Source organism: Flavobacterium chungangensis (assembly GCF_042654045.1).
Taxonomy (GTDB): domain Bacteria; phylum Bacteroidota; class Bacteroidia; order Flavobacteriales; family Flavobacteriaceae; genus Flavobacterium; species Flavobacterium chungangensis.
Window position 1 is genome coordinate 64,498 of the sequence record NZ_JBHSFY010000007.1, and the last position, 21,254, is coordinate 85,751.

The 21,254-nt window shown below is 33.3% G+C and carries 27 protein-coding genes and 2 tRNA genes; 21 read left to right on the forward strand and 8 right to left on the reverse strand.

Annotated elements, in window-relative coordinates:
• The first annotated feature begins 148 nt into the window (after window positions 1-148).
• The gene (rpoN, locus tag ACFO3N_RS12735; RefSeq protein ID WP_095928315.1) at window positions 149-1,609 is read left to right on the forward strand and encodes an RNA polymerase factor sigma-54; all 1,461 of its coding nucleotides are present in this window, start codon (window positions 149-151) and stop codon (window positions 1,607-1,609) included.
• Between the two features lie 256 nt (window positions 1,610-1,865).
• Here the strand turns inward: rpoN and ACFO3N_RS12740 are convergent, their stop codons facing one another.
• Both ACFO3N_RS12740 and ACFO3N_RS12745 read right to left on the reverse strand, forming a co-directional pair.
• Window positions 1,866-2,285, reverse strand: coding sequence for a hypothetical protein (locus ACFO3N_RS12740; RefSeq protein WP_379798256.1), 420 nt, complete (start codon window positions 2,283-2,285; stop codon window positions 1,866-1,868).
• 42 nt (window positions 2,286-2,327) lie between these two features.
• Entirely contained in the window at window positions 2,328-2,918 is a 591-nt protein-coding gene (locus ACFO3N_RS12745; RefSeq protein WP_095928508.1) for a thymidine kinase, read from the reverse strand.
• A gap of 236 nt (window positions 2,919-3,154) precedes the next feature.
• Between ACFO3N_RS12745 and ACFO3N_RS12750 the strand changes: the two genes are divergently transcribed.
• From ACFO3N_RS12750 to ACFO3N_RS12790, 9 genes are all read left to right on the forward strand, one after another.
• Complete coding sequence (locus tag ACFO3N_RS12750; protein ID WP_379798259.1) at window positions 3,155-4,189, forward strand: hypothetical protein; 1,035 nt, start codon at window positions 3,155-3,157, stop codon at window positions 4,187-4,189.
• A 45-nt stretch (window positions 4,190-4,234) separates the two neighbouring features.
• Window positions 4,235-4,954, forward strand: coding sequence for a 16S rRNA (cytidine(1402)-2'-O)-methyltransferase (gene rsmI, locus ACFO3N_RS12755; RefSeq protein WP_177211859.1), 720 nt, complete (start codon window positions 4,235-4,237; stop codon window positions 4,952-4,954).
• 117 nt (window positions 4,955-5,071) lie between these two features.
• A complete protein-coding gene (locus ACFO3N_RS12760) occupies window positions 5,072-5,416 on the forward strand; it encodes a HopJ type III effector protein (protein ID WP_379798262.1) in 345 nt (114 codons plus the stop codon).
• Between the two features lie 186 nt (window positions 5,417-5,602).
• Entirely contained in the window at window positions 5,603-7,306 is a 1,704-nt protein-coding gene (recJ, locus tag ACFO3N_RS12765; RefSeq protein ID WP_379798264.1) for a single-stranded-DNA-specific exonuclease RecJ, read from the forward strand.
• The gene (locus tag ACFO3N_RS12770) at window positions 7,293-8,576 is read left to right on the forward strand and encodes an MFS transporter (protein WP_379798266.1); all 1,284 of its coding nucleotides are present in this window, start codon (window positions 7,293-7,295) and stop codon (window positions 8,574-8,576) included. The genes recJ and ACFO3N_RS12770 overlap by 14 nt, the downstream gene beginning before the upstream one ends.
• A complete protein-coding gene (locus tag ACFO3N_RS12775; RefSeq protein WP_379798268.1) occupies window positions 8,576-9,490 on the forward strand; it encodes an alpha/beta fold hydrolase in 915 nt (304 codons plus the stop codon). Before ACFO3N_RS12770 ends, ACFO3N_RS12775 begins: the two co-directional genes overlap by 1 nt.
• A gap of 129 nt (window positions 9,491-9,619) precedes the next feature.
• Window positions 9,620-9,976 (forward strand): hypothetical protein, encoded by a 357-nt coding sequence (locus tag ACFO3N_RS12780; RefSeq protein WP_379798270.1) that lies wholly within the window; start codon window positions 9,620-9,622, stop codon window positions 9,974-9,976.
• Between the two features lie 97 nt (window positions 9,977-10,073).
• Window positions 10,074-10,430: a hypothetical protein gene (locus ACFO3N_RS12785; protein WP_379798272.1), complete on the forward strand. Its 357-nt coding sequence runs from the start codon at window positions 10,074-10,076 to the stop codon at window positions 10,428-10,430.
• Between the two features lie 83 nt (window positions 10,431-10,513).
• On the forward strand, window positions 10,514-11,722 hold the full coding sequence (locus ACFO3N_RS12790; RefSeq protein WP_379798274.1) for a cytochrome c3 family protein: 1,209 nt from the start codon (window positions 10,514-10,516) through the stop codon (window positions 11,720-11,722).
• On the opposite strand, the gene ACFO3N_RS12795 is transcribed toward ACFO3N_RS12790, so the two are convergent.
• From ACFO3N_RS12795 to ACFO3N_RS12810, 4 genes are all read right to left on the reverse strand, one after another.
• The gene (locus tag ACFO3N_RS12795) at window positions 11,723-12,466 is read right to left on the reverse strand and encodes a UDP-2,3-diacylglucosamine diphosphatase (RefSeq protein ID WP_250834962.1); all 744 of its coding nucleotides are present in this window, start codon (window positions 12,464-12,466) and stop codon (window positions 11,723-11,725) included.
• Window positions 12,467-12,553: 87 nt separating this feature from the next.
• Window positions 12,554-13,006 carry a 6-pyruvoyl trahydropterin synthase family protein gene (locus tag ACFO3N_RS12800; RefSeq protein ID WP_379798276.1) on the reverse strand — a complete coding sequence of 151 codons (453 nt, stop codon included), beginning with the start codon at window positions 13,004-13,006 and terminating at the stop codon, window positions 12,554-12,556.
• 33 nt (window positions 13,007-13,039) lie between these two features.
• Window positions 13,040-13,216 carry a hypothetical protein gene (locus tag ACFO3N_RS12805; protein ID WP_008465178.1) on the reverse strand — a complete coding sequence of 59 codons (177 nt, stop codon included), beginning with the start codon at window positions 13,214-13,216 and terminating at the stop codon, window positions 13,040-13,042.
• Window positions 13,217-13,307: 91 nt separating this feature from the next.
• On the reverse strand, window positions 13,308-14,072 hold the full coding sequence (locus ACFO3N_RS12810; protein WP_379798279.1) for an enoyl-CoA hydratase/isomerase family protein: 765 nt from the start codon (window positions 14,070-14,072) through the stop codon (window positions 13,308-13,310).
• Window positions 14,073-14,175: 103 nt separating this feature from the next.
• On the opposite strand from ACFO3N_RS12810, the gene ACFO3N_RS12815 reads away from it, so the two are divergent.
• The 4 genes from ACFO3N_RS12815 to ACFO3N_RS12830 all read left to right on the forward strand — a co-directional run bounded on the left by ACFO3N_RS12815 (window position 14,176) and on the right by ACFO3N_RS12830 (window position 15,340).
• Window positions 14,176-14,250 (forward strand) — tRNA-Phe (locus ACFO3N_RS12815).
• Between the two features lie 9 nt (window positions 14,251-14,259).
• A tRNA-Ala gene (locus ACFO3N_RS12820) sits at window positions 14,260-14,333 on the forward strand.
• Window positions 14,334-14,399: 66 nt separating this feature from the next.
• A complete protein-coding gene (locus ACFO3N_RS12825; protein WP_379798281.1) occupies window positions 14,400-14,648 on the forward strand; it encodes a GIY-YIG nuclease family protein in 249 nt (82 codons plus the stop codon).
• A gap of 257 nt (window positions 14,649-14,905) precedes the next feature.
• On the forward strand, window positions 14,906-15,340 hold the full coding sequence (locus ACFO3N_RS12830) for a hypothetical protein (protein ID WP_379798284.1): 435 nt from the start codon (window positions 14,906-14,908) through the stop codon (window positions 15,338-15,340).
• A gap of 108 nt (window positions 15,341-15,448) precedes the next feature.
• On the opposite strand, the gene ACFO3N_RS12835 is transcribed toward ACFO3N_RS12830, so the two are convergent.
• Window positions 15,449-15,574, reverse strand: a complete 126-nt coding sequence (locus tag ACFO3N_RS12835; protein ID WP_379798286.1) for a hypothetical protein — start codon at window positions 15,572-15,574, stop codon at window positions 15,449-15,451.
• Window positions 15,575-15,772: 198 nt separating this feature from the next.
• On the opposite strand from ACFO3N_RS12835, the gene ACFO3N_RS12840 reads away from it, so the two are divergent.
• Window positions 15,773-16,207, forward strand: coding sequence for a hypothetical protein (locus tag ACFO3N_RS12840; protein ID WP_379798287.1), 435 nt, complete (start codon window positions 15,773-15,775; stop codon window positions 16,205-16,207).
• Window positions 16,208-16,263: 56 nt separating this feature from the next.
• Here ACFO3N_RS12840 and ACFO3N_RS12845 read toward each other — a convergent pair whose 3' ends face one another.
• The gene (locus tag ACFO3N_RS12845) at window positions 16,264-16,485 is read right to left on the reverse strand and encodes a hypothetical protein (RefSeq protein ID WP_379798289.1); all 222 of its coding nucleotides are present in this window, start codon (window positions 16,483-16,485) and stop codon (window positions 16,264-16,266) included.
• 154 nt (window positions 16,486-16,639) lie between these two features.
• Here ACFO3N_RS12845 and ACFO3N_RS12850 point away from each other — a divergent pair, with 154 nt between their 5' ends.
• The 6 genes from ACFO3N_RS12850 to tnpA all read left to right on the forward strand — a co-directional run bounded on the left by ACFO3N_RS12850 (window position 16,640) and on the right by tnpA (window position 21,074).
• Window positions 16,640-17,083 (forward strand): hypothetical protein, encoded by a 444-nt coding sequence (locus ACFO3N_RS12850; RefSeq protein ID WP_379798291.1) that lies wholly within the window; start codon window positions 16,640-16,642, stop codon window positions 17,081-17,083.
• On the forward strand, window positions 17,080-17,670 hold the full coding sequence (locus ACFO3N_RS12855) for a hypothetical protein (RefSeq protein ID WP_379798293.1): 591 nt from the start codon (window positions 17,080-17,082) through the stop codon (window positions 17,668-17,670). Before ACFO3N_RS12850 ends, ACFO3N_RS12855 begins: the two co-directional genes overlap by 4 nt.
• A 42-nt stretch (window positions 17,671-17,712) precedes the next feature.
• A complete protein-coding gene (locus ACFO3N_RS12860; RefSeq protein ID WP_379798295.1) occupies window positions 17,713-18,744 on the forward strand; it encodes an oxidoreductase in 1,032 nt (343 codons plus the stop codon).
• A 32-nt stretch (window positions 18,745-18,776) separates the two neighbouring features.
• Window positions 18,777-19,361: an SMI1/KNR4 family protein gene (locus tag ACFO3N_RS12865; RefSeq protein WP_379798297.1), complete on the forward strand. Its 585-nt coding sequence runs from the start codon at window positions 18,777-18,779 to the stop codon at window positions 19,359-19,361.
• A 226-nt stretch (window positions 19,362-19,587) separates the two neighbouring features.
• Window positions 19,588-20,355, forward strand: coding sequence for a hypothetical protein (locus ACFO3N_RS12870; protein ID WP_379798299.1), 768 nt, complete (start codon window positions 19,588-19,590; stop codon window positions 20,353-20,355).
• A 266-nt stretch (window positions 20,356-20,621) separates the two neighbouring features.
• Window positions 20,622-21,074, forward strand: coding sequence for an IS200/IS605 family transposase (gene tnpA / locus ACFO3N_RS12875; RefSeq protein ID WP_379798301.1), 453 nt, complete (start codon window positions 20,622-20,624; stop codon window positions 21,072-21,074).
• Window positions 21,075-21,254 lie beyond the last annotated feature (180 nt).

The following is a 21,254-nucleotide window of genomic DNA, read 5'->3' on the forward strand; positions in this document are numbered from 1 at the left end:
CCTTGTGTCTTAGTGCCTTTGTGGCAAAAAACAAGAAACAAAAAACAAATAAAAAAACTTTGTGTCTTAACGCCTTTGCAGCAAGAAACAAAAAAATAAAAAAACTTTGTGCCTTAGCGCCTTAGTGGCAAAAAATAGCGCCTTAACTATGCTCAAGCAATTTTTAAATTTAAAATTATCCCAAAAATTATCTCCACAGCAAATTCAGCTGATGAAGTTAATTCAATTGCCTACGCAAGCTTTTGAACAGCGTTTATTAGAAGAAATGAACGAAAATCCGGCTCTAGAAGCTGGAAAAGAAGACGATTACGAAGCTGATGAATACGCTAATGAAGACTACGATGATTATGATGATGCAGAATCTGACAGAATCGAAGCAGACGACATTAACATTGACGAATATCTAAGCGACGACGATATGCCTGATTACAAAACTCAGGTAAACAACTACAGTGACGACGAAGAGCGCGAAACGCCTTTTGCGGCTCCGATCAGTTTTCATCAGGATTTAATCAATCAGTTGAATACTTTTATTTTGAATGATGAAGAGCGTGAAATCGCTGAATTCCTTGTTGGAAGTATCGATGATATGGGTTACATCCGTAGAAGTATTCCAGACATTGTAGACGATATGGCTTTTACTCAGGGAATTTATACTGACGAGGCGATGGTCGAGAAAATGATGACGGTAATTCATGAGCTTGAACCTTCAGGTGTTGGTGCTCGTGATTTACAGGAATGTTTATTGCTTCAGTTAAAACATAAAACTCCGACTGAATATGTTGATTTGGCTATTGACATTATCGAAAATCAGTTTGATGCTTTTACGAAGAAGCATTACGATAAGCTTTTACAGAAATATAGCATTTCTAACGAACAGCTTAAAAAAGCAATTCACGAAATAGAGAGGTTAAACCCAAAACCAGGCGGTTCTTTTACTGGAAACAATAAAGTTACAGAAAACATTGTTCCCGATTTTGCCATCAGAATTGTAGATGGAGAATTAGAACTGACTCTAAACGGAAGAAATGCCCCTTCTTTGCACGTTTCTAAAGACTATCAGGAAATGATGCAGACGTACAAAGAATCTCGTGATAAATCGACTGCGCAGAAAGATGCCGTTCAGTTTATCAAACAAAAACTAGATTCTGCAAAATGGTTTATTGATGCCATCAGACAGCGTCAGGAAACTCTTTTTGTAACGATGAATGCAATTATGCATTATCAGGAAGAATATTTCTTAGATGGCGATGAAACCAAGCTAAAACCAATGATCTTAAAAGATATTGCTGATATGGTTGGTTTGGATATTTCGACGATCTCGCGTGTGGCGAACAGCAAATATGTAGAAACCCCATACGGAACTAAATTGATTAAAGAATTCTTCTCTGAAGCCATGAAAAATGATCAGGGAGAAGACGTTTCGACTTTAGAAATTAAAAAGATTCTTCAAAATACGATTGAAGAAGAAGATAAGAGAAAGCCGCTTCCAGACGATCAATTGGCAGAAATCTTAAAAGAAAAAGGATATCCGATCGCGAGAAGAACTATTGCAAAATATCGTGAACAATTAGATATTCCGGTTGCGAGAATGAGAAAGAAGATTTAAACTTTCTCTAACCATATAAGAAATATAATTACACTTAAATAGCAAACCCGCCAGATTTTAAAAATCTGGCGGGTTTTATTTTGCCTCTATTTTACTACATTTCACACTCTTCAGTTTTGTCCGGCTGAGCGAAGTCGAAGCCCTAGTTAACTTAAATGGGCTTCGACTTCGCTCAGCCGGACAATCGTTTTAAAACAAAAAAACCGACAGGTTTCTAAAACCTGTCGGGTCTAACAACATCTAAGAAGAAGTTAAACTATTTGTATTCGTCTGGCAATATTTTCACATCAAACAAAAACACTTTCTTTTTATCGCTGTAGCTATACACCAACGTATAATCGTTTTCTCTAAAAACTTGAAGTCCAGGATTTGCTTTCGCAGTGCTTAAAAGGCTTTTTCTAATTTCTTCCTGAATTAAACTAATCTCTGCAGTTTCTTTAACGACCTTCATTAAAGTTAAATTGTACTGAACTGTTCTTTCTTGAGGCAAAGTAACACTGTCTAAACGAATTCCTTCTTGAATATTTAACGGACAGCTTTTATTGTATTTCGTAACTAATTCTTTAACTTCAGTATTTACTTCATCTTCTTTTTCGCCAAGATAAAATTGAAAATAAGCCACCAAAGCAACTGCAATTCCAATTAATAACAACAATAAACTAGTCGACTTTCTCATATTTTGTAGTGTTTTATTAAGGCTTATAGAAGGAAAATGAATCTATTTTTCCTGATTTTTTTTCATGGCATTAAAATACGCTGCACGGCTAAGTGGCTCGTATTCTTCTGTTTCACCAAGCATTACCAATTTATCATTAGCCGTTTTTCTAAAACTATAATTTGCTAAGTTACCAGTTCTAGTGCAAACAGCATGAACTTTCGTTACATATTCTGCAGTTGCCATAAGTCCTGGCATTGGTCCAAAAGGATTTCCTTTAAAATCCATATCCAATCCAGCTACAATTACACGAATTCCTTGATTTGCCAAATCATTACAAACAGTAATAATTTCGTCATCAAAAAACTGAGCCTCGTCAATACCAATTACATCACAACCTTGGGCCAAAATTAAAATATTAGCCGCTGCAGGAACTGGCGTAGAACGAATTTCGTTGGCATCGTGTGACACGACCATTTCGTCATGATAACGGGTATCAATAGCGGGTTTAAAAATTTCGACTCTTTGTTTGGCAAATTGGGCGCGTTTTAATCTACGGATCAGCTCTTCGGTTTTACCCGAAAACATTGATCCACAAATAACTTCAATCCAACCAAATTGTTCTTTGTGATTTACTGTATTTTCGAGAAACATTTTGTATTTTTCTACCTTTAAAAATGAATAGTTTTTATTACTTTGTACTGGCAATAAATTGATGTAAAAATGTGCTGTTTTACATTTTTTCAAAAGTAGAAAATTTTTATCAAACCTTAAATTCGCGACAGCGTATTAACAGAAATAAAAAATTATCTTTTGAATTTCCTTGAGAATAGAGACATTCAAACATCAAATACACTAAAATACCTTATTCACTATAATTTTCAACAGTTATGAAAAAAAAATTGGAAGCTGATTTAATTAGCATTGCACATCGAATTTTAAAACTTAAAAATAAATCCGATATCAATCAATTGTACCTTGAAACTCAGAAATTATACGAGAAATTAGCGGTATTAAAGTTTGTAGAAGAGAATTTCGACGCTGCAAAACCAACAATCGGGCAAAATGATATTGTATCCGAATTGGAAACCATTTTTGAAAAAGAAGAAGAGACAATTCCTGCTATAATTGAACTTGAGGCTCCAGCTGAAGAAAAAGTTATTGCACTTGAAGAATCTTACGAAACTGAAATTTCAGAAGAAAAACCAGCAGAAATTGTTGAAACTGCCGAACCAATTGTTGAAGTTGAAGAACCAGTAATTGAAGAAACTCCTGAGCCAGTTGTTGCCGAAATTGAAGAAGCTATTGTTGAAGAAATTATTGAGCCAATTGCTGAAAAAGTAGAAGAAACTGAAAAACCTATCGATGATCTTTCGTTTACGACTGTAAATGAATTGAAACCTATTCCAGATTTCAAGCCTGCTTTTGAATTAGAAATAGAACCAATTACTGAAGAAGTTAAAGAAGAACCTAAAATAGAGACAAAAGCAGAAACTCTTGGACAGCCAACTATTCAATTTGAAGATTTCGGAATTAATTACGCCGATGCGCAGTTTGTAAAAGTGGAAAGTTTTGAAAATGTTCCATCAACACAAGCTCCTTCTATCAGTGACTTTAAGGAAACTAAAAAAGTAGAAACGGCTATTCTTGAAACTCCTGCACAACCAAAATCGGTAAGTTTAAATGAAAAACTGGCAAGAGGTTTTCATATTGATTTGAATGACAGAATTGCTTTTACCAAAAATCTTTTTGGCAACAGTACAGAAGATTACAGCCGTGTTTTAAATCAATTAATGACTTTTGATTCCTATACAGAAGCAAACGAGTTTATCGAAAACATGGTAAAACCAGATTATAACAACTGGGAAGGAAAAGACGATTACGCAGAGCGTTTCATGGGAATTATCGAGAAAAAATTCTCTTAAAGACTTTTTCAAATCTTACATTTTACATTTCACGAATAAACAACTATGTCAAAATTATATATCGTTCCAACGCCAATTGGCAATCTTGAAGACATGACTTTTAGAGCCATTCGGGTTTTAAAAGAAGTCGATTTGATTTTGGCGGAAGATACTCGCACAAGCGGAAAATTGTTGAAGCATTTTGAAATTGGCACGCACATGCACAGCCATCATATGCACAACGAACACAAAACTACCGAAAACTTAATTGCACGTTTGAAAGCGGGCGAAACTATCGCTTTGATTTCAGATGCTGGAACTCCAGCGATTTCAGATCCTGGTTTTTTATTGACTCGCGCTTGTGTTGAAAATAAAATCGAAGTCGAATGTCTTCCTGGCGCAACTGCTTTTGTTCCGGCATTGGTAAACAGCGGACTTCCAAATGATAAATTTGTTTTTGAAGGTTTTCTTCCTGATAAAAAAGGACGTCAAACCAGATTTTTGGCTTTAGCCGAAGAAACCCGAACAATGATTTTATACGTTTCTCCGCATAAACTCGTTAAGACTTTAGCAGAATTCGTGCAATATTTTGGAGAGGATAGACAAGTTTGCGTTTCGAGAGAATTATCAAAATTACACGAAGAAAATGTACGCGGAACGGCAAAAGAAGTTTTAGCGCACTTCGAAAAAACAGCACCACGCGGCGAAATCGTAGTTGTCGTGGCCGGAAAAACCATAACCAAAGAACCTAAGAAAAATAAGTTTTCTAAGGACGAAGAAGAATAAAAAATAATATTAGTTCAATTCCATTTGTCACATCGAGCGGAGTCGAGATGCACGTTTGGTTCTCGCCTCCGCTCGAACTGACAATATGAACCAAAAAATATAATTAAAGAATAAATCATGAGCATTCAAGCCTTTTTAGAAAAAGTAAAACAAACTCCAACACAAATCACATTTCCAGAAACTATTGCAGTAATTGAAGAAAATTACATCTTTACTCCGACTGCTTTTCAAAACGGAACACAACATAATGCTGCAGGCGAAAATTCAGGTTCTTGCAAATTGTTTTCTTTCGCAAAACTGCAAAACTTAAGCAAAGAAGAAACTTTAGCATGTTTTGGAGCATTTTATTTTGAAGAAGTTTTAGGAGATCCAAACGGAACAAATCACCAAAACATTAGAAATTTCATCAACTTAGGTTGGGACGGAATTCAGTTTGAAGGAAATGCATTAGAAGCAAAATAACATTTGTCAGGCTGAGCGTAGTCGAAGCCCTTTCAGCACAAAATATTTTTGCCACAGATTTCACAGATTAACACAGATTAAAAAAAATTCTTTTAAATCCTTAAATCTGTGGCAAAAAAAATTACCCATCAAGATTAAACGATTTCACGAATCTGAAGTCTAAAATCTAAAATCTAAAATCAACCCATGCGTTGGACCTTAAAACCAAAACCTTCTGAAGAAAAAGTCAAACATTTGGCGCAAGCCTTGAATGTAGAAGATTTTGTTGCAACGCTTTTGATTCAGTGTGGTATTGAAACTTTTGAAGATGCCAAAAATTTCTTTCGTCCATCATTAGAACATCTTCACGATCCGTATTTGATGAAAGATATGGACAAAGCTGTTGCCAGAATCGAACAAGCCATTCAAAACGAAGAATACATCTTAGTTTTTGGCGATTATGATGTTGACGGAACAACAGCCGTTTCTTTGGTTTCTTCGTATTTAAAATCGCATTATCCTAATATTGCCACTTACATTCCCGATCGCTATGCCGAAGGTTATGGGGTTTCGTATAAAGGAATTGATTATGCAGATGACAATGGAATTTCTTTAATTATTGCTCTAGACTGCGGAATCAAATCGATTGATCATGTCGCCTACGCGAAAGCAAAAAACATTGACTTTATTGTTTGCGATCACCACCGCCCTGGAGAATTTCTTCCAGATGCCGTTGCTGTTTTAGATCCAAAAAGAGAAGACTGCTCCTACCCTTACGACGAATTGTGCGGTTGTGGAGTTGGTTTTAAATTAATTCAGGCTTTAGGTCAAAATCGAAATGAAACGATTGAAGATTTAGTTCCTTATCTAGATTTAGTAGCTACTGCAATTGCTGCTGATATTGTCCCGATAACTGGAGAAAATCGTGTTTTGGCATATTTCGGATTGAAAGTCATTAACAGCGAACCAAGACCTGGAATTAAAGCTTTAACGCATCAGGTAAAAAAGAAAGTTCTCGATATTACCGATGTCGTTTTTATTATTTCGCCAAGAATTAATGCTGCGGGAAGAATAAAACACGGAAATCATGCTGTTGAATTATTGACTGAATTCAATTTTGAGCAAGCACAGCAATTTGCTTCAGAAATTGAGCAATATAATGCAGATCGAAAAGATTTAGATAAAAAAATCACTAAAGAAGCTTTCCTGCAGATTATAGAAAATAAAGAAGAAGAACGTTTTTCTACCGTTGTTTTTCAGGAAGATTGGCACAAAGGTGTTATCGGAATTGTTGCTTCAAGATTAATCGAAACGTATTATCGCCCAACTTTGGTTTTTACTAAAAGTGGCGACAAATATGCAGCCTCTGCCCGATCTGTAAAAGGATTTGATGTTTATAATGCATTAGACGCCTGCGCCGAACATTTGGAACAATTTGGAGGCCATATGTACGCTGCAGGAATGACTTTAAAAGCAGAAAACTATCAAACTTTTAAAGATGCTTTCGAAAAACAGGTTTCAGAAACGATCCAACCAGAAATGCTTACTCCAGAAATTGAAATCGATGCCGAAATCAATTTCTCTGATATAACCCCCAAATTAATTCGAATCTTAAAACAATTCGAACCTTTCGGACCTCAGAATATGACACCTGTTTTTATGACTGAAAATGCTATTGATACAGGTTACGCTAAAACCTTAGGTGCAGAAGAAGAACATTTAAGGCTTTTTGCCAAACAAAATAACTCAGACGGGATCGCTGCAATTGGTTTCGGATTAGGAAAAAAACTAAATATTGTAAAAAATCAAAATCCGTTTCAGTTGGCATATTGCATTGCCGAAAACGAATGGAACGGAACTGTTTCAACACAGCTTATGCTAAAAGACATTAGAACAAATGGAAGAAATTAAATCCAATAAGCCCGATCCTTATCAGGCGCTTCGATATAAAGAATTCAACGTATTTTTATTATTGCGTTTTGCAATGGTTTTTGCCTGGTCTATGCAGTTTATCGTAATTGAGTGGGAAGTTTACAGTTTAACCAAAAACCCGCTTTCTTTAGGAATTATTGGTTTAATGGAAATTATTCCTGCCGTTTCAATGTCTCTGTTTGCTGGACATATTGTCGATCAAAGAGAAAAGAAAAGCTTATTGGTAAAGTGTATTTTAGGATTTTCAGTAATTAGTTTTGGGCTTTTCTTACTGACTTGGCCAAAAGTTGTTGGAGGCTGGTCTACACATGTTATTTTGTATTCTATTTACGCTTTAGTCTTTTTTGGCGGAATCGTTCGTTCTTTTATGGGACCAACTATTTTCTCTCTTCTTTCATTAATCATTCCTAAAAAAGTATATCCAAATGCGGCAACTTGGAGCAGTTCGGTTTGGCAGATTGGAGCCGTTATGGGGCCTGCATTGGCTGGATTCTCTATCAACTGGATTGGTGTTCATTGGTCAATGTGTTTGGTTTTCGGGTTTTCGATTCTTTCGTTAATTGCCTTATCGCAAATCAGTCAAAAACCGATTATAAATCCGAAAATGGGAGAATCTATGAAAGACAGTCTTATGGAGGGTATAACTTTTGTGTTTAAAAATAAAATTGTTTTGGGCGCACTTTCGCTTGATATGATTGCTGTACTTTTTGGAGGCGCTGTTGCATTATTGCCAGTTTTCGCACAAGACATCTTAAAAGTGGGTTCTGAAGGTTTCGGGATTTTAAGAGCAGCTCCTGCTGTGGGTGCTTTTATTACGATGCTCGTTTCTGCGTATGTTCCCCTGTATGAAAATGCAGGAAAGAAACTTTTAATTGCCATTTTTGTTTTTGGTTTATCCATCATCTTGTTTGGGTTGTCTACTTATTTCTGGCTTTCTGTTTTCGCCTTATTTTTAAGCGGATTGGCTGATGGAATTTCAGTAGTAATTCGTCAGACTATTTTACAGCTAAAAACTCCAGATCATATGCGCGGACGTGTTGGTGCTGTAAATTCGATATTTGTTGGATCTTCAAACGAATTAGGCGCTTTCGAAAGTGGTGCAACTGCCAAATTGATGGGAGCTGTAACTTCTGTTGTTTTTGGAGGAAGTATTACACTTTTAACTGTAGTTTTCACTGCATTGAAATCGCCTACTTTTAGAAATTTAGATTTGAAAAAAGATATGGATGAACACCATAAATTGGAGTAATGAAATCCTTTTTAGTCTCTTTCTTTTTCGTTTTTTCCCTTTTCTCCAAAGGACAAAGTCTTTATATCAAAACCTACGGAAACGAAAAGAATAAAACCATCATTTTTATTCATGGCGGACCAAGCGGCAATGCAACTTTATTTGAAGGAACAACAGCTCAAAAACTAGCCGATCAAGGTTTTTATGTTATTGCTTACGACCGAAGAGGCGAAGGAAGATCGACAGATTCTAATGCGAAATTTACTTACGAAGAAGTTTTTCAGGATCTAAATTCAATTTATGCAAAATATCACTTAAAGAAAGCTGTTATTTTAGGTCATAGTTTTGGCGGTTTAGTTGCGACACTTTATACTCATAAATATCCGCAAAATGTAAGTGCATTGGTTTTGGCGGGCGCTTTATTTTCTCAACAGGAAACTTACGATCACATTTTAAATACGCTGAAGAAAAAGTACAGCAACGATTCTGAACAATTAAAAAAAATCAGCATTGTTGAGAACCTAAATAAAAATTCAGCTGAATACAGAAAAGGATGTTATGAACTTGCTGGTGAAAATGGCTTTTTTAAAATGCCAAAACCAACAAAAGCTTCAAAAAAACTATACGCCAATTACGAAGCTGGCGAATTTTATAAAACCAATATTCGAAATAAAAACGCTCCACTTCTTTTTTATCAAAACGAAAAGCAAAATAATATTGATACACGTCCTGTTTTAAAGAAAATCAAATCTGCTGGAGTTCCTATTTATGGAATTTACGGAAAAGATGATGGTATTTTTTCATCAGATCAAATCAATTCTCTAAAGGCAATAACTGGAGAAAAACATTTCGCTTTTCTCGACAATTGCTCTCATTATTTATTTGTTGACCAACAGGTAGCATTTATTTCTAAGCTAAAATACTGGTTGAAATAATTCATCTAATTTAGAATTATAAACAACTCAAAATCAAATAGTAATATTAGTTTTTAGCTTTTTTTTATGCTTTTCTTAGTCAAGTATTAATACAAATAGCTCGTATCTTTGTGGCCTAAAAAAATTGCCATGAAAGATATCGAACAGATATACCGAAACGATTTTGGAATTTCATTTTATTGGAAAGAAGGCAACGAAATTATATCAGATAAAATCCAATTGCTTTTTAAACAAATGGGATTCTATTTTTCAGTTGAGGAATTGAATGAATTTCACGATTTAATTGAAGACTGCGTCACAGACCATAATAATTATGACACGCATGGTGTAAAACGCGCCTTCGATAAATTTTTATTGAAAACACCATATGTTGCTATAGATCTAGAAATATCACCAATGGAATTAAACTCCATAAAAGACTTGGTAGATGGGTCTTTATTTCGACTTAATCTTAATGAATATATCTACGGTTCGGGTATGAACTAAAGCGCGCTCAAAAAATATTTTTTTCAAACTTTTATGATTTTTTTATTTAGAATTAATATAAATAATATTTATATTTGTTGAAATAAAAGGATTTACGATGAGAGAAATTGAGCAAATATATCATAACAACTTTGGAATAGCTTTTTACTGGAAAGATCGCAATACTACAATTTCAGACAAGGTACAATTGGTTTTTAAAGAAACTGGCTTTTATTTTACGGTTCAGGAATTAAATTATTTTTGCGATTTGATTGAAGACAGTATGATAGAAAATGCTTGTTGCGAAGCTTGCGAAATGAAATACTCCTGCCATAAGTTTTTATTGAAAACACCTTGCAATTCTATAGATCTGGCTGTAAACATGACGGAATTAAAATCTATTAAAGATTTGGTTGAAGGTTCTTTATTTAAAATTGAATTAGATGAATATGTTTATGGAGTTGGCATGAATTAAGAAGCATTCTAAATATTTTAACAGCATTTTTTCATTATTGAAATATATTTTGATTCAATTCAAAAAAAAGTATATTTACAGCAATGAAAAAAGCTGCATTTCGACTAACTCTAACACTTCTGACAATTCTCGTTGTCAGTTGCAATAACAAATCTGGAGAATATATTGATCCTCGCGGAACCGATTATGCGGGATCTGAGAGCTGTATACAATGCCATAAAGTAGAATCTGAAATGGCATTCAAAAGTTCGCATTTTAAAGCAACCGCTCCAGCTATTTTAGGAAATGTTTCGGGCGACTTCGATTCCAAGAATCATACTTTCATTTACGATAAAGAGACCAAATTGGTGATGGAAAAACGTGGAGACAGCTTGTATCAAGTTGTTTATAAAAATGGTAAAGAAACAGCCAAATACAAATTTGAAATTGTTTTTGGAACCAAACATGCTCAAACTTCTGTTTACTGGAAAGACAACAATACATACGAATTACCAGTTTCTTTTTATCACTCTATAAACAATTGGGCAACAAGTCCCGGTTTTCCTGCTGACAAACCCTATTTTGACCGAATGGTGGTAAAAGACTGCTATTCGTGCCATGCCTCAAATGCCAGCAGCCGAAGTGTGAATCAAAATTCTGAACAAAAAAATATGATGTCTATGGATGTTGAAGATATCATTAGAAAAGAAACAGTTGTTTACGGAATTGACTGTGAACGCTGCCACGGTCCTGCCAAAAAACATGTTGAATTTCATCTAAAAAATCCAAACGTAAAAGTTGCCAATAGCATTACAAGTTTTAAAACTCTAAACAGACAGCAAAAATTGGATGCTTGTGCTCTATGTCATGCAGGAAATGACGGAATGAAATTAAAATCGCGTTTTGATTTTAAACCTGGAGATAATTTATCAGAATTCTTTCGTGAAACTAAAAGTATTAATGATACAACAAATTTTGATGTTCATGGCAATCAGTATCGATTGATGGCGCAGAGCAAATGTTTTATAAAAAGTGATAAAATGGATTGCATTACTTGCCATAATCCACATGAAAACGCTTCTAAAAACATGGCTTCGTATTCTAAAATCTGTATGAGCTGCCATCAAGGCTTAAAACACAAAGAAACCACTTTAAAAACAATGCCTGAGAAGCTATTAGCGAGCAATTGTGTAGAATGTCACATGCCGAAAAAAGCATCTGGAGCAATTAAATTTCAGCTTTCAAACAGCAAACAGCTTTCAGAATATATTCTGCGAACGCATAAAATTGGCATTTATCCGAATGCAAAGTAATTATTTTTCGAATTTTTTAAGCTCGAATTTTTCACCGTCAAAAACACCGTAAGTAAAATATCCGATCCAGTCTCCAAGATTTACATACTCGGAGTTTTCTCCAACCGGAATAATCATGGGTAAATGGCGGTGTCCAAAAATAAAATAATTGTAATGTTTGGTTTCTAGTTTTCGTTTGGCATACAAAACCAGCCATTCGTTTTCTTCTCCTAAAAACTTCACATCTTCGGCACCAGAAATCAGTTTGTTTTTTACTGATAAATATTGAGCCAAACTTACGCCAACATCCGGATGCAACCAGCGGAAAAGCCATTTTGAAAACGGATTTGTAAAGACCTTTTTCATTCTTTTATAGCCTTTATCGCCAGGACCTTTTCCGTCTCCGTGACCAATCAGGAACGTCTTTCCGTTAAAAGTAAATTCTTTGTTATCGTGATAAACCGGAATATTCAATTCGGTTTCAAAATAATCATTCATCCAAAGATCATGATTTCCAACAAAAAAGTAAATCGGAATTCCGCTGTCGCGAATTTCAGCCAGTTTGCCTAAAATTCGAACAAAACCTTTGGGAACAACGGTTTTATATTCAAACCAAAAATCAAATAAATCTCCCAATAAAAAAATTGCTTCTGCATCTTCTTTAACCTCATCAAGCCAAGCCACAAATTTCTTTTCACGCGGTAAACTCAATTCTGGAGTTGGCGCACCAAAATGCTGATCTGAAGCAAAATATATTTTTTTCATTTAATGTGAGATGTGAATTGTGAGATGTAAGATGTGAAATGAAAAAGCATTTTACAAATTACTTTTCACATTTCACTTTTAACTTTTTTACAAATTATCCGATGCGTACCATTCTGCAAAAGATGATTCTGTTTCCTGAAGTTTTAATGAGAAAAGAGAAATTCCTTCTGGAAGTCTTGCAACGATTCTCTCTGCAAAATCAACCACCATATTCTCGCTTGTCGGCTGATAATCTACTAAGATAACATGATGTCCGCGGTTTTTCAATTCATTTGCCAATTCGATATGCGGAGTTGTTTGATTAAAAACAGTTGCATGATCAAATTGATCGACGATTTCTTCTTTTACAATTTTCTTTAGATCAGAAAAGTCAATCACCATTCCGAACTTTACATTCGATCGGTCTATAATTGGCGAACCAATAACTGTTACCGATAATTTATAACTGTGTCCGTGAACGTTCTTGCATTTTCCGTCGTAACCGTACAAAGCGTGACCGGTTTCGAAACTAAATTGTTTTGTAATTCTGATATTACTCATCGATTTTTAATTTTAAGCTTGCAAATTTACAAATTAATTGCCGTTTTTAGCTCTTTTTTTAGCACGAGTATACATCCACAAAGCAATTCCGCCCAAAACTAGAAACGGAATGAAAGATCCAATGACAACGCCAATTTGATAACCGCTGTCTGGAGCATCTTTAATTTTCTCTGCAATGTCAACTTTTTGCATTAACGAAATAATAGTCATGTTCAATAATTTATATAGTGAAAATTTGATTTTAAAATATTTTTCAAAGCTATGCTCCCATTTTTCTAAAATCAATGACTTATATCATACCTTATTTTTTAAACTGCAGCAAAGCATTTTTAGTGAAATCAGACAAAACGAGTTTACCTGTAATGGCAGCACGCTCAAATAAAAGAGATTCCCATTGTTCTGTTCCTTCCCAAATTATCTTCTTCATTTCGTAAAGCGCTTCAGGATTATAAGAACTCAGTTTTTGAGCAAAACTTTCAACCTCAGCATCCAAATTTTCAGCGTCACATAAAACCGAAAAAAGTCCTTTTTCAAAAGCCCAATTTGCCGATTTCCATTCGTGAGCCGCTAATGTCATTTGTGTCATTGCTGTTTTTCCTATTTTTCTAGAAACTGCTGGTTCAATTACGAATGGTCCAATTCCTATTGCTAATTCTGATAATTTAATATCACTTTGCGGAGTTGCAAAAACATAATCGCAAGCCGAAACAATTCCGACACCGCCTCCAACAGCCTTTCCCTGTACGCGTCCAATTATAATTTTGTTGCAATTTCGCATAGCATTGAGCAGATGTGCAAAACCCGAAAAAAACTCTAGACCTTGCTCTTCACTTTCAACTTTCAAAAGTTCATTAAAAGAGGCTCCTGAGCAAAACGTTTTTTCTCCTTCACTTTTCAGAACAATTACCGAAACTTCTTCATTTCGACTTAAAGAATTAATTTCAGCTGTAAGTCTATTTAACAATTCACGTGGAAAAGAATTACTTGCAGGATGGCCAAATTGCACCGTTGCGATTGTATTTTGAAAAGAAGTTTCTAAGCTTCCGTTTGTATTTTCTAAACTCATAAAAATTAGATTTAAGGTAAAGTTACGCTTTTGAAAATAATTTGCCTGAAACTTCTACAAATTTGTTTTTTGAGAATTAATTGACTTTATTTGTTAAGACTTTGGGGGATTAGCTCATTTGGCTAGAGCGTCCCGATGAAAAATCGGGAAGGTGACAGTTCGAATGTAGTATCCTTCACAAACAAACGGGGGATTAGCTCATTTGGCTAGAGCGCTACGCTGGCAGCGTAGAGGCGATCGGTTCGAATCCGATATTCTCCACAAATAATTTAAAAATACCCAAGCAGAATCAGTATCCGCTTGGGTATTTTTTTTAGTACACCTTTTATGTTTTATATCTACATCATATATTCAAAAACCTTAGACAAATACTATGTTGGTTCCTGCCAAAATATTGAACAGCGTTTAAAAGATCATTTAAATAGTAGAAGTAAATTCACAAAAATTGTGAAAGATTGGGTATTAAAATATTCAGAAACATTTGCTACCAGAAGTGAAGCTTATCAAAGAGAGTTACAAATAAAAAAAATGAAAAGTCGGAAATACATTGAGACCCTAATAGAAACAAAAAGCTAGAGTGTCCCGATGCATCGGGAAGGCGAACGGTTAGAATCCAACATTCTGCACAATCCTGTCATTTAAGCAAGGAGAAATCACACTAGAAACTAGCGTAGAGATTAGAAATATAGTTAGTCGCAGATCTTTTTATTTATATTCCTAACAAACTTCCCTATCTAGTTTCAAAGAACACCTTAAACTATTAGAATTAAATCTTCTACAGCCTATCCTCTCAAACTCGTTTTTCCATTTTTGCAGTAAATAAAAAAAGAAAAATGATGAAAAAAGTAATATTATTATTCAGTCTTGTGTTTATTTACTCCTGCACAATTGACGAAATACTTGAAAATTCAAATCAAGGTATGGAAATAGGAAATGGAGATGATGTCTATGCAGATTATTTATCAAAAGATATTACTCCACCTTCCTGGATAATCGGAACGTGGATTAACCCCCAAGGAAAGGAACTTAAATTTACAAAAAACGATATTGTTTTTGGTTCAGAAGAATATAATACAGTACAAAGAGATGTCTTTTATTACCTTTTTCGAAAAAAAGATGCTGAGATTTTTCAAACCAAAACCGATACTACTTATTATTTACAATACAAGGAATCTGCTTCAGATAAAAAGAAATACAACTTTATAAAAATTTCAGATACTCTTATGGAATCAACGAAATTGTTTAAAGGAATTTATACCAAAAAATAAAACTAATTGTAAAATAAAAATCCGTATCACAAATAAGTAATACGGATTTTTTTATTCTATTTCTCATTAGCAGCATCATCTGCATCAACTCTATCTTTCTCAGCTTTTTTAAAATCGTTGTTTAGCAAGTTTTCTAGTTTGTTTTTTTTCTTTTAGATTTTTTCTAATTGTCAAAACGATTAAAATGATAACCAATAGTGTTACAACTCCTATTACTTCCCAATTAATTTCCATAGTTTTTAATTTTAAATTAAAAATAGAGATATTTAACATTTATCATATTATAAAAAGACTAAGTATTCTGCTACTTACATTCCTAACAAACTCTTCTATCTGGCTTCAAAGAATACCTTAAACTATTAGAATTAAATCTTCTACAGCCTATACGCTCAAATTCGTTTTTCCATTTTTGCAGTATATAAAAAAAGAAAAATGATGAAAAAAGTAATATTATTATTCAGTCTTGTGTTTATTTACTCCTGCACAATTGACGAAATACTTGAAAATTCAAATCAAGGTATGGAAATAGGAAATGGAGATGATGTCTATGCAGATTATTTATCAAAAGATATTACTCCACCTTCCTGGATAATCGGAACGTGGATTAACCCCCAAGGAAAGGAACTTAAATTTACAAAAAACGATATTGTTTTTGGTTCAGAAGAATATAATACAGTACAAAGAGATGTCTTTTATTACCTTTTTCGAAAAAAAGATGCTGAGATTTTTCAAACCAAAACCGATACTACTTATTATTTACAATACAAGGAATCTGCTTCAGATCAAAAGAAATACAACTTTATAAAAATTTCAGATACTCTTATGGAATCAACGAAATTGTTTAAAGGAATTTATACCAAAAAATAAAACTAATTGTAAAATAAAAATCCGTATCACAAATAAGTAATACGGATTTTTTTATTCTATTTTTCATTAGCAGCATCATCTGCATCAACTCTATCTTTCTCAGCTTTTTTAAAATCGTTGTTTAGCAAGTTTTCCAATTTCTTTTTTTCACGCAGATTTTTTCTGATTGTTAGCACAACAAGAATAATTACCAATATTGCTACAATCGCTATAATGTTCCAATTGATATCCATAATTAAATTTTTAATTAAAAGTAAATAATTAAAAATATCTTCCATGTTATCAAACAGTTAAGTGTTTTATTTTTTAATAAAACCTATTTTAATGCAATTATATTCTTTGAAGGATATTTCTTTAAAAAACTGTTTTCTATTTTTGCATGAGACAAAATTCAAACCACGCTATTTTTAATAGTTTATCAAACATTTCCAAATGCATCAAACCTTAAAACACAAAATATTCTCATTCATAAAGAAACCTCTTATAATTGCAGTTTTACTTTTCGTTTTTACTTTAATTGAAATATATTGGGCAATGGGAAGCTTTTCTGATAAAATATCAAGTGGCTGTTTAGATTGTTCTTTTTTTGATGATGCTTATTTAATGACTTTATTTTCTACCGTTTTCTTATCCATAGTTTTTCTGGCTCTTTCATTCATTAAAAACAATACTCTAAAAATTATACTTCAATTACTAATCTTAATTTCTGTTTGGTTTTTCTGGAATTACACCATTTTTGCAGATCGAGAATCTGGTTGGAGCACCTATCTATTTAAAGAAGAAATAATGTATACTTTTAAATTATCTTTCCTTCCTATTTCAATTTTATCTATTGTTACAGTATTTACTTTAAACTATATCTCAAGAAAATTATGAGTTCGGGTAAAAAAACACTTTTACGAATCTATTTCATCATCTGGGCACTTTTTGTGCTGGACTGCCTTTTATATTACTTTAAAGAAATTAGTCTTCGTGGTTATTATAGCGATGTAGTTTTATCATGGCTCTGGCTGATAAGCAACTTTGTAATAATTATTGTTTTTTGGAAAAAACTCTTAGCAAAACTTCTTATGGCGGCGATAACAATAACATTTGCAATTAGCATTATGGCTATGATGATGCCTTTTTTTGCCTTATTGCTTTCAAGCACATCTTTAGGTTTGTATCAAAATAAAGATCTAAATGAAAATTACAGAGCGCAAATTGTGGGTTACAGTCCAATGGGACATCCATGGCTAGAAGTTATTGAGAAAAAAGGATTGTTTGAAAAACGAATTATCAAATGTACCGACTCTCAGCTTATGAATGACAATCTGGATATCAAAATCAGGACGGCAAAAGATATTATTTTTAAAAGTGAAACCGATAGCACACTGACTTTGACTCTCTATTACGGAGGACCAAACATAACCATTACTTTTGATAAAAATACTGGAAATATTACTGCAATAAAAAACAACTAAAGTACTTTCGTACATAGCGAACCCCAAAATCAAATTTAAATAATGACAACAAAATCGTTTTTATTATCAACCACTTTTTTAATTCTATTATCTGCCTGCAATAAAAAAGAAAATACCACAACAACTGCACTTCCTGAAGTGACAGAACACGCAGAAACTGAAACCGACACTCTTCAAACTGAAGAAGTTACAAGAAAAGAAAGCATCAATTTATTTACAATTACCCCAAAAGACAGCAGCGATGTTGCTTTTGTTTCTCTTTCGGATATTTATCCTGTAAACGACGAAAAAGATACTCTTGCTTTACCAAACATCCAAAAAATAGGAAAGTACAATGCTGTGTATTTCACGTTTGACAAAAACTATAGAAAAAGATTTTTGGCTAAAACCAACATATCCGAAACCGATTCTGTTTTCATAATCGATTATGCTAAAAACAAGCACGTTTCTTTTGCTGTAAAAAACCTAAAAACCGCGGCGATGTTAAATGGTTATTCTTCTGAAGAAGATTGGCCTTACCAAAATTATGATTTTATGATTGGGTTTGAAATCAGCAAAAAATATTTAAGCGGATTCAGCGAATATTATAGAGATGCTTTGGTATATGTAGGTAAAGAAAATCCGTTTTCAAAAGAACGTTTGAAGCCTATTACGTGGGAAAAAATTGCAAAAAAAGATTATCCATCAAAAGCATTAAAAAATAACGACCGTAATTTGCTAAAGAACACAGTAACAGGGAATATGTATTTTTACAAAACAGAAAGCTATGAGTATTTTTTACAAGACTACCTAGATAGCAATAAAATAATTTATGGCAGACGTCTTTTGGTTGTCGATTCTAAAACGAAAGATGTTATTATCGAAAAACTTTTTAGTCAAAGCGAAGGCACATCTCCTGCTCCATTAAATTATGAAAATGGAGAGGATTCTATTGAACAATGGACAGGAAAACTTTTTAAAAATAAACCTGAAGTTGTTTTTGGTTTCGAATATATGTCTTTCGGCTGCCCAAATATTTCAATTATTGACAAATCTAATGAGGAGATTTTTCTGCAATGCGATAATCGTCATTAATAATCATTTACAACATCAATTCTAAGAAAACCATGGAACAAATAAAAACACGCATCGCCGAATGTGAACTTGAATACGATGAGATAAAAGAATCATCTCCAGCTTCAGATGAAGAAATACAAGAACTGGCTTCTTATTTCACACTGCCTTTACCCGAAGAATTAATAAACTTTTATAAAACTATTGGCGGTATCGAATCTGATGACATTTTTTGTATTTCTTCTGCTCAAAATCTAACCCGATACATGAAACAGAGAACCAATTTTGCTCATAATTCTACTGGCATTATCGATATGATTATTGCTTATTGGGGAAATGACAGACCAGAACTTCAGAAATACAAATTGCTTACTCAAGAAGAAACTGAAAAAATAAATACAAACTTTCAATGTATTGGTTGGATGACCTCTGAAGAAGATATTGAAGAAAGTAGCGAATATGTTATTTTTGATCGAAACGGGAACTTTACCAACATTTATTGTCATCAGGATAACATTAAAGCTACTACAAATCAATTACTGGAATTTTTAGAATCTGGCCTTCCGGAAAGATCTCTGGAAAATGTTTTGGAAGAATTATTTGAACGCGCCGAAGGAAATTTGAGCCGTTGGGATTAAATGCCAATCTATTTGCTATAACAAAAAGCCATTTCTAGAAATATAACAGAAGTGGCTTTTTGTTACATTATGCCCTATTGTGTCATAAATAAAACTTTTAAGATCCAAATTCTCTATTTAGGTATATAATATTTGCATTTTAAATCAGCGTTATTATTATCTTCTTAGCGACAAAATCCTATTACAGCAAACCCTCTAATCAAACCAAAATTTTCACTCTAATATCATGCGTACTTTTTTAAACTGGGAAATATTAAAACGGATTGAAGAATCACCAAAAGAATATATAGTTCAACGCAATGTAGATTTACTTAGTGCATTTCTATTTGGTTATGAAGACATTATATTAGAGCTTAAAGATAAAAAAGAATTAGAAGAAAAATATATCAAAATGCCTTCTATAGAAGATTATACCATTAAAAAATACAATGCACACCATATAGGCACACGAAATATTACAAGCATTATTTCATTTATTAGCGAGAATGAATTAGATTTTTACAAGAATTATTTATCCCTTTTAAAAGAGTATGAAGTTAAATATTCAATAGAAGAAACTATAAGCTATATTCTTCGTCAAGACAAGAAACGATTAAAAAAAAATCCAAATTATGAAGAAATATCAAGTTATTCTGAAGAATCTCTCCCTGAAAAAATGCCTTCTTTAAATGAATTGTTCTCACATATGAGAAAACGCTTTCCTATGTATTTTGGCAATTATAATTTAGCTCCTTTTCGTGCGTTTTTAGATGGTTACTTTCTTTGCAAGAAAGATTATCAAATTGCTTTAACACCTTTTGAACAAAAGGTAAAATCTTTTACTAAAAGTATTGTTTGTGGAAGTCTAGAAATAGAAAATGAATTTACGACTTGGGATAGAAAATACCGTTATGATCGAGACTGGAAATCTTGGGGTGATATTGACACTGTAAAAGAAAAAGATATATTAGAAAGTTTTTGGAAAGATATGGATGCATATATTGAAAGCGCTTAAAATCTACAACTTATGAAAGTCAATATTTTGGCAAAAGCCTTTTTTTATGAAGAAAATAAGGCTTTCTATTCGTTATAACAAAGCCATTTCTGGAAACAGAAGTGGCTTTTGTTATAATTTAAATTTTGCCCTATTATGTCATAATTAAAACTTTTAAGATCTACATTCTCTATTTACGTATACAATATTTGCATTTTAAATCGTCATCAATTGCCACGAATCTTTTTGCTTAAAATTCATCAAATGTAATTACAAAAGAGAAAAACATGCCTCAATCATTATACAAAGTATATGTTCATCTAGTCTTTAGCACAAAAAGGCGTTATCCATTTATTGATGACAATCTAAAAGAAAAATTATGGGCTTATCTGGGAGGGATTTGTAAAGGTTTGGAATGCAATCCTATTCAAATAGGAGGACATGATGACCATGTTCATATTTTATGTCTGCTGTCTAAAAAAATTACGCAAATGAAATTGGTTGAAGAAGTAAAAAAACAATCGTCAAAATGGGTAAAAACAGTAGATTCGCGTTATGCAAATTTTTATTGGCAGGACGGTTATGGTATTTTTTCTGTTAATCCTTCTCAATTAGATATAGTGGTAAAGTACATTAAAAACCAAGAAGAACATCATAGAAAAAAGACATTCAAAAAAGAACTTTTAGCCTTTCTAAACAAATATAATGTTGAATATGACGAACGTTATCTTTGGGATTAGGCTTTCGCCCTTTCAGGGCTAACTCTCTATATTCATATTCATATCGGGTTGCGTTGGGTTGCGTTGGGTTGCGTTGGGTTGCGTTGGGCTATTGTTAATAGCGCGTTGCGCTATTCTGTTGGTTTTGCTCTTTCAGAGCTATCTATATTGTATGCCTCTAGGCTGAAAGCCTAAGAGACA